Annotated in this window: 7 protein-coding genes and 2 pseudogenes; 4 read left to right on the forward strand and 5 right to left on the reverse strand. The window is 64.3% G+C overall.

Going from position 1 to position 7,922, the window contains the following annotated elements:
- Window positions 1-378, reverse strand: a pseudogene (locus tag ACNQVK_RS02185) (hypothetical protein); the annotation flags it as partial.
- A 264-nt stretch (window positions 379-642) separates the two neighbouring features.
- Here ACNQVK_RS02185 and ACNQVK_RS02190 point away from each other — a divergent pair.
- Window positions 643-1,131: a DUF6933 domain-containing protein gene (locus ACNQVK_RS02190; RefSeq protein WP_047036611.1), complete on the forward strand. Its 489-nt coding sequence runs from the start codon at window positions 643-645 to the stop codon at window positions 1,129-1,131.
- A gap of 75 nt (window positions 1,132-1,206) precedes the next feature.
- Here ACNQVK_RS02190 and ACNQVK_RS02195 read toward each other — a convergent pair whose 3' ends face one another.
- Both ACNQVK_RS02195 and ACNQVK_RS02200 read right to left on the reverse strand, forming a co-directional pair.
- On the reverse strand, window positions 1,207-2,550 hold the full coding sequence (locus ACNQVK_RS02195; protein ID WP_052773184.1) for an IS256 family transposase: 1,344 nt from the start codon (window positions 2,548-2,550) through the stop codon (window positions 1,207-1,209).
- A gap of 359 nt (window positions 2,551-2,909) precedes the next feature.
- Window positions 2,910-3,074, reverse strand: a complete 165-nt coding sequence (locus ACNQVK_RS02200; RefSeq protein ID WP_418028450.1) for a hypothetical protein — start codon at window positions 3,072-3,074, stop codon at window positions 2,910-2,912.
- Here ACNQVK_RS02200 and ACNQVK_RS02205 point away from each other — a divergent pair.
- The 3 genes and pseudogenes from ACNQVK_RS02205 to ACNQVK_RS02215 all read left to right on the forward strand — a co-directional run.
- A pseudogene (locus tag ACNQVK_RS02205) lies at window positions 3,054-3,146 on the forward strand (hypothetical protein); the annotation flags it as partial. The gene ACNQVK_RS02200 and the pseudogene ACNQVK_RS02205 overlap by 21 nt on opposite strands.
- Before the next feature lie 543 nt (window positions 3,147-3,689).
- Entirely contained in the window at window positions 3,690-3,905 is a 216-nt protein-coding gene (locus tag ACNQVK_RS02210) for a hypothetical protein (RefSeq protein ID WP_231965843.1), read from the forward strand.
- 132 nt (window positions 3,906-4,037) lie between these two features.
- Window positions 4,038-5,402 carry an MMPL family transporter gene (locus ACNQVK_RS02215; RefSeq protein WP_418028449.1) on the forward strand — a complete coding sequence of 455 codons (1,365 nt, stop codon included), beginning with the start codon at window positions 4,038-4,040 and terminating at the stop codon, window positions 5,400-5,402.
- Here ACNQVK_RS02215 and istB read toward each other — a convergent pair.
- Both istB and istA read right to left on the reverse strand, forming a co-directional pair.
- Window positions 5,339-6,139: an IS21-like element helper ATPase IstB gene (gene istB, locus ACNQVK_RS02220; RefSeq protein ID WP_055110181.1), complete on the reverse strand. Its 801-nt coding sequence runs from the start codon at window positions 6,137-6,139 to the stop codon at window positions 5,339-5,341. The genes ACNQVK_RS02215 and istB overlap by 64 nt on opposite strands.
- A gap of 1 nt (window position 6,140) precedes the next feature.
- A complete protein-coding gene (gene istA, locus ACNQVK_RS02225; RefSeq protein WP_055111511.1) occupies window positions 6,141-7,763 on the reverse strand; it encodes an IS21 family transposase in 1,623 nt (540 codons plus the stop codon).
- Window positions 7,764-7,922: the final 159 nt, after the last annotated feature.

A 7,922-nucleotide genomic window follows, 5' to 3' on the forward strand; every position in this document is an offset into this window, starting at 1 on the left:
GTCGGTCAGTACGTTGAACGCGGCGTCGAGGCGGTCTTGGCGGCGGCGGTTGGGTTCGTGGTTGGCTTCGGCGGCCACGAACCCGATCAGCTCTTCGAGGTCGTCGGCATTGGTCAGTAAGGCAGCGCCGTTTGGGTGGGCGCGCATGCCATACACCAGTCGCTCGCAGTCGGGGTCAAGCAGCATCAGGTCGCGTAACACGGCGGCGGTCTTGTCGCTGACGATGACCTCCTCGAGGGCGTCGGCAAGGCTGAGTCCGCGGCGGCGCAGGTCGTATGGGGAATCTGCCCAGTTGCTGATCACCCCCTCGTCGTCGCAGACGCTGCACGACCATCGGATCGGCGCCGATGCCTCGGCCGAGGCGATGGCGATGGTCATCCGTCCGGGGCAGCGTCGGTGGGCCGGTCGGCGCCGACACGGCAATGCCGATACCCACCGATCACCGACCTCGCCGGCGGTGCCCGCCCGGACTATGTCGCCCAAGTGCTGCGCGAGGCGCCGCGCGGGACCCGAAGCGTCGTGCGGCATGTCGAGGAAGTGATGCAGATCAGCGACCAACACGTCGCCACACTGTACCGGCGCCCAGCCACGGCGTTCTTGCATACCGATTGTCGGCGGCCCTGCCTACGATCATGGGTCGTGATGCTGCGATGTACCGCCAGGGTGTTGGCGCTGCTGGGGGTGTCTGAGCCGGCCATCGGCGAAGCCTGCGCGACCGACTGGTATGCCCACATGGTCTGGATCGACCGACGCAAATGCCTGCTGGTGACCCACGCCGGGACCTTGTTCTCGGTGTTCATGCCCAACGTCACCGCCGCGGGGTTGCGCCCGATCGGCCCGCCGGTCGTCTCGGCGATCCAGGCCGCGCTGCACGCCGAAGGCCTGCCCGTGGATACGCTGGGCGATCTTGATCCCCAGCAGGTGGCCGTGGCCAAGACCGCTGACCGTCGCATTCTGGGCACCATCAACGACCTCGCGTTTACCACCGAACACGTCATCGCCACCGCTGGCGGCCTGGCCCGCTGCGACATCGACGCACTGCACCACGGCCTGCATCGCACCATCAACAGCATCACCGGCTACATCCCACCGATCGACCTGGTCACGGCAAGCCGTCAAGACCAGCGGTAATAGAGCCGTCCTCCTGCCTGAGCGGAGGTGTCGGTTCCAGTCGGAAACTGAACCCGGCGAAGCAACACAGGGTCGCTACGCGGTGGCCGAAATGGGATCTGCGGGGTCGGTGTCGCCACTCGTGGCGGAGGGCGGCGGCCGCAGTTCACGGGGTGGGTCGAGCAGTGATCGGCGTAGGTCTTGGAGCAATCGGGTGCCGACCGGTGTCATGGTCAGGCCGCGCCAACCGGCCGAGGCGCGGTCGAGTACGGCCCACACCAGGCTGATGGCGCTGGTCTCGCCGGGGAATCGGCCGATGACCTTGGTCCGTCGCTTGGTCTCCCCAAACGAGCGCTCAATAAGATTCGAATGCCGAACGCGCCCATGGTGTTCGACCGGGAATCGCAGATAGGCGGTCAACCCTGCTTTGTCGGTGAGCAGGATCCGCATCGCTGCCGGGTAGAGGTCGCAGTATTTGGCGGCGAACGCCTCGATCCGCTTGTCGATGATCTCGACCAGCCCAGGCCCCGGTTCAACCGTCAGATCGGTGGTATCGAAGATGGCCCAGTAGCCGTCGCGGACCTCGGCATGCATCCCGGTGGGAATCTTGGCGAGCACGTTGCGAAGTCGATGAATAAGACATCTCTGGCGCAACGCTTTTGGGTAGATCTGTTCAATGGCCGCGATCAGGCCCTTGGCGCCGTCGGAGACGACCAGCAGCGGAGTGCCAAGGCCGCGCTCGCCCAGATCGGTCAGGAAGTCGGCCCACGCGTCGGTCGACTCGCCGGTCCCGGGCGCCAACCCGACGAACACCGGCTTGCCCTCGGTGGTGATGCCCCAGGCGGCCAGCACCGGCTCGGCCGGCGACCCGGGATGCATCCGAAAGAAGCTCGCGTCCAAAAACAGGTAGTCCAGCGTGATCTCGTCGAGTCGACGACGCGCCCACGCCTGGTACTCGGCTCGGATCGCCTTACACACTTCCGAGACCGTGGATTTGGAGATCGCGGCCTGATCGCCGAGTGTTTCGGCGAGGGTGGCCTGCACGTCGCGCACCGACAGCCCACGGACGAACGAGGCGATCACCAGCGTCTCCAGGGCGTTGGTTCTCGTGACGTGCTTGCCGAACAACCGCGACGCGAACGCTGCGGTGGCGCCGCGCAGCTTCGGCCGCTCCAACGTAACCGGCCCAGTGGTGGTCTTGACCGTCACCGGCCGATACCCGTTGCGTGAGCCGCCGTTAGCGTCGGGACAGTCCGCGGCGCGTTGGTAGCGTTCGCGACCGAGGAACTCGGTGACCTCGGCCTCCAGGGCCGCCTGCATCAACAGTTGAGCGCCCAGACGGGCGACTTCTTCGAGGGTCTCCGAAAGATCCCGATCCTCGGCAAACAGAGCGTCGATCTTGGTGCGGATGCGATCGGTAGCTGATACTCGAACAGGCACGGGCGTGACTCCTTCTTCGCAGACTTGCAGGTCGTGAAGCGGAACCTACGCCCGTGCTCCCCATTTACACCGGATCCCGGACACGACCCTAGGCACGGTAAGGAAAGACACCGCCAAGAGGTGGGTAGTCCGCACATCTTCGGTGGTGTCACGCACTCACTAGCTGATGCTGAGATGACGTGTGACCGGACCGGATCGTGCCGCCGATTACGGCAGCTCCATTCAGACACTTTGGCTTACTGCGCTTTACGCGCCGATCAACGTTTGCGTCGTGGCCTTGGTCATCGCGTGGGGCGTGGGTGATGACGCGGTCAAGGCTCGGTGCCAGCCAGATTGTCGGTCCTCGTGGAGAACGTGCTTCAGAACGGGTACTCGAAGCCCTCGGCGGCACGAATGACGACATCGTGCAGGTCGCCCTCGACGATCTTCGCTGCGATTTCTCTCCCCGGTCCTGCGGCGTCGACGCCAAACATGTTGACCTGCTGGCGCAGTCGCAGGCGGTCATGCCGCCCGTGATCGTCCACCGCTCAACCTTGTCTGTGATCGATGGCGCTCATCGCGTCCATGCCGCTCGGCGGCAGGGAGTAAGAACGATCGCCGCGAGGTTCTTTGACGGCAGTCGAGAAGAAGCGTTCCTTCTTGCCGTCCAGGCCAATATTGCGCACGGTCTGCCTCTGCGGCTGTCGGACCGAAAGAAGGCGGCAGTCAGGATCGGGCAGATGTACCCGCAATGGTCTGATCGACGCATCGCAGAAGCTGCTGGGCTCTCTCACAAGACGGTGGGTGCATTGCGCGCACGGCCAACTGGGGAAATTCCCCAGTCGGAACGCACGATTGGACGAGACGGACGCGTACGGCGCGCCCAGAAGCGGCCTGCGCGCCAGCCAGTCGAGAACTCGCCGGTCCAGCCCGAAGGCACGCCTAGGAGTTCCGAAATATCCGTTCTGGGACCAGCATCGACGACAGCGTCGCGTGCCGATTCTGGCGGGCACGTCCTTGCGGAGAACGCGGGCTCCCGACCCGAACTCCCCGGAGATGGCTGGCCGAGCAGTGACAGCAACCTGACGCGGATCATGCAGGGTCTGTCGACAGATCCGTCGCTGAGGTTCAACAATTCTGGTCGGCTGTTCTTACAGTGGGTGACTGCAGGGCCTCGCACGCCGCAAGCCGCTGTCAGCTTGGCGGCCGCACTGCCCCAGCACTCCGTGGATTCGGCGTTCCGGATCGCGCGGCGGAACGCGCAGATGTGGAGCGTGTTCGCGGTCAATCTCCGCGACCGGATGCTCTCCGAGGATTCCGAACCCGATTGCGCCCTACTCGCCGACGGTGAGTTGTCAGGTTATGGAGATCGATGAACCCTGCGCGCCATCGAGCGCGGACCGGATCGATCACCTACCTCGCTTGCGGAGCTGATGCAGGTGTTGACGGAGTCGCACCGACAACGGCCCATTCACGAGGGGTCGTCCTGACAGATTGGAGATACAACAATGCTTCTCACTCGACTGGCGGCTTTCGCCTACCGAGCGCCAAAACGAATCCTGTTAGCCGCCCTGGTCTTCCTGTTGGCAGGGGCTGTCTACGCGACGCCGGTGATCACCGATTTGCCGTCGGGCGGATATGACGTACCGGAATCGGAGTCCGTGCGAGCGGAAACGGTGCTCAACGAGGTGTTCAGCGCCGGCGGCCTTCCGGTCGTGTTCGCTATCACCGCCGAGAATGCCGACAACGCACTGGCAGCATCGCGTGCACACGAAATTGTGCATGCACTGCAGGGATCTGCCTACGCGCACCAAGTCATCTCGTATTGGACCGCACCGCCACCGCTACAGAAAGCACTGGTAAGTGACGACGGTCGAACCGGTCTCGTCGTGGCGCGTATGGAGGGAGGCGACCGCGACGCACCGCAACGGGCCCATGATCTCGCGCAACCGTTGATCGGAGAAAGTGACGGAGTGAAGGTCACCGTCGGTGGCCAATCAATCGCCTATTTCGAGGGCAGCGCACAATCCCGACGCGATCTGGTGATGCTGGAAGCGGTTGCAGTTCCGCTGACAGCACTCGCGCTGATCTGGATCTTCGGAAGCTTAGTGGCCGCAAGCCTGCCGTTGCTCGCCGCGGCAATCGCAGTGGTCGGCACGGGAGCTTGCCTATGGACGATCCATCAATTCACCGATGTGTCGATCTTTGCCGTCAATCTGGCGACGGCTCTGGGGCTTGCTTTCGCGGTGGACTACACGTTGTTCATCTTGAGCCGCTACCGCGAAGAACGAGGCAAGGGTCTAACTGATCGCGAAGCGCTGATTCGAACGATGAATACGGCAGGGCGTACCGTGATCTACTCAGGTCTGACGATGGCGCTCACGATCGCGACTCTGTTCGTTTTCGAGCCCTACCTGCTGAGGTCCTTGGCCTATGCGGGCATCGCAAGCGTCGGATTCGCCACGGCCGCCTCGCTGTGCGTCGCGCCAGCGTTGCTGGTGTTCTGCGGCGACCGCATCGACTCCTTGGATATTCGTCCCTCATTGCGAAAGCTGCTGGGTCGAAAGGCCAAAGTACAGCCGAAGAACGAGGAGTCGTCGGTGTGGTACCGGCTCGCGCTGTGGGTGATGCGGCGTCCTGCTGTGGTCTTGCTCGTGCTGTCGGTGGCGTTGGTCGCATTGGCGACGCCGTTGCTGGGCATCCGACTTTCCTACCCCGACGATCGCGCGCTGCCCTCATCAGCGCAATTGTCGCTTGCCAGGGTGATGGGACCACCTGATTGCCAGGGGGATGGGACCACCGTGGCGCGTTATCGAGGATGCTCGTCGGGCCCTTCTGGGTCAAGCTGGCCGGGTCGAGTGCGTTGGCGGTAGGACGGTCCTTCGATGACCAGGGTGTGGGCTGCAGCGGTCAGTCTGTCGATGGCTGATTGGGCGAGCAGGGTGTCGGCGGTCATGGTCAACCATTCGGCGGGTTCGCGGTTGGACGTCACGATGGTGGTCTTGGTTTGGTGGCGTTCGACGACGATTTCGTAGAAGTCGCTGGTTTCGGTGGCGTCGAGGGGCCGCAGCGCGAAGTCGTCGATGATCAGGACGTCCACGGCTGCCAGCCGTCGGATCTCGGCGTCGACGGTGTGGTCGAGTCGAGCGGCACGCAGCCGGGTGAACAGTTTGTCGGATCGGGCGAACAGGACACTATGGCGGCGGCGAATAGCCAAGTGCCCCAGCGCTGTTGCCAGATGCGTCTTGCCTACTCCGACGGGTCCGAGGATGATCGCGGACTGGCCGGCGTCGAGGAATCGCAACGCGGTCAGGTCGCCGAGCAGGGTGCGGTCATAGCGCAGGTCCTGTTGTGCGGTCCAGGAGTCGAAACGCATCGTGGGGTCGAGGCCGGCTTTGGCCGCCCGCAGGGCAGCTGAACGGGATTCGCGCCGGGAGACCTCGTCGGCGAGCAGTGTTTCCAGGAATCCAATGTGGCTGAGCTTGTGCTGGCGGGCCAGTGCGGCCCGTTCGGGCAGGGTGTCGGCCAGGGCGCCGAGTTTGAGCGCTTTGAGCAGTCGGAGCAGGTCTGCGCCGACCGGGTCTGCGGCCACGCGGTTTGTGGTGGTCATGTCAGCAGGTCCCCTCGGAGTCGGCACTAGCAACGACACTCAATGATGTTGAGGTGGTGTTGAATTCAGAGGGATCTCGGGAGAACCGGGTAGCGGTGTGGCCGACGGCCAGCGGCAGCGCCGGAATCGTGTTCTCGGTGGCGCGTTCGAGCATCGAGGCGATCTTGTTGACCGAGACGACATCGAGGTCCAGCGCCATCGAACAGGCCTGCTCGACGCGTTGCGCGCCGTATCGGCGCACCAGGCCCTGGAGTCGGTAGACGGTGCGCATCCGCGTCCATGGCAGCGGATCGTCGAGGATGCGTTCGGCGTAGATCCCGACGTTGGGGCCGTGCGCGGCGCAGGTGGCGATCAGTGTCGTCAAGTCCCGCATCGCGTAAACGGCCTTGTGTTCGGGCAGATCGGCGCGGTCGGTGCTGCGGCCACCTGCAGACTGGCGGGGATGGACTTTGACCAGCACACCGCGGTGATAGAACTTCACCAGCTCACTATCGGCGCGCACGTCCAACGCGGTGCCGATCCACTGCTCGGGCAGCGAGTAGAGGGCTTTGGCGACTTCGGCGTGGAAGTCGCGGTGCACCTTTACGGTCTTGAACATCGGCACGTCGTAAGCGCCCGGCACCGGAAGCAGTAGGGCCTGTTCTTCGGTGGTGAACACCTCCACTGGCCGTGCACACGTGCTGCCGTGGATACGGGTCCCGGCAGTACGAAGACACCACGCGGTGACAGCCTGCTGTGCCTGCTCAATACTGGTGAATGTTTCACCGTCCCAGAAGTTTCGGCGCACGTACTGCACCGCACGTTCCACCCGCGGTTTGTCTTTCGGGGAACGCACCCGGGCCGGGTCGGTAAGGAACCCGACATGGCCGGCGTAGTCGAGCCAGCCCGCGGTGAATCGGGGGTTGACCGCATCAGCAGCGGCGATCACCGGCTTGAGGTTGTCTGGGATCAGCACCGTGAACACCCCGCCAAAGAACTCCCACGCCGCCTGGCAGCCGGCGATCACCGCCGCCAGGGTCTGTGAGTAGGACAGCCACACGAACATGTGCCGGGAGTAGACGGCAGTGAAGATCAACGCGTGCACCTTGCGACGCCGCCCATCGGTGGCGTCGGTCAGCATCCCCAGGTAGCCGAAATCGATCTGGCATTCCACCCCGGGATCCCCGTCAGCGACCCGCACCGTGGTGTCCTTGCGGCCGAAACCGCAACGCTCACCGGCGAATCGGTTCAACGTTCGATACGGCACCACGCACCCCTGACGGGCCAGCAACGTCTGGATCTTGGTGATCGTCAACGGCCGCGCCTGACCATCGCCGGCCACCCACGCGGTGATCTGGTCCTCAAACCCCAGCAGCTGTTCCCACGCTGCGCCGTGGCCATCGGGGCGTACTGGGCGCACCGCGTCGGCGACAGCCCCGATCAACCCGTCATCGACAGCCTCGACGCCGTCGCTACGGCGCAGACCAGCCGCTTGCGCGGCCTCGACGTAGCGGCGCACCGTTTTGCGGTCCACGCCGCAATGCGCGGCGATCGTGCGGTACCCCGGTGCCGGTAGCCCCGCGACCCCCAGCCACACCCGCAGCACTTCCCTGATCTCGTTCACACTGACCTCCCGAAAAGCCATGCCCGCCGCCTCCGTGACTTGGACCATCACGGCGATCAAACGAACAGATGAAGAGACCACCGACGCGACGCGCCGGTGGTCCCATAACTGGCAATCCAGGTGGTCCCATCACCCTGGCAAAATCAGCTCACACTGGTCCCATCCTCCTGGCAGACGACA

Origin of the sequence: Mycobacterium sp. 134 (assembly GCF_048282715.1) — a bacterium.
GTDB classification, from domain to species: Bacteria; Actinomycetota; Actinomycetes; order Mycobacteriales; family Mycobacteriaceae; genus Mycobacterium; species Mycobacterium septicum.

Excerpts from the sequence above, each read along its gene's own strand:
- ACNQVK_RS02190 (WP_047036611.1), top strand. The coding sequence starts at position 643 with ATGCTGCGATGTACCGCCAGGGTGTTGGCGCTGCTGGGGGTGTCTGAG.
- ACNQVK_RS02215 (WP_418028449.1), top strand. The coding sequence starts at position 4,038 with ATGCTTCTCACTCGACTGGCGGCTTTCGCCTACCGAGCGCCAAAACGA.
- istB (WP_055110181.1), bottom strand. The coding sequence starts at position 6,139 with ATGACCACCACAAACCGCGTGGCCGCAGACCCGGTCGGCGCAGACCTG.
- istA (WP_055111511.1), bottom strand. The coding sequence starts at position 7,763 with ATGGCTTTTCGGGAGGTCAGTGTGAACGAGATCAGGGAAGTGCTGCGG.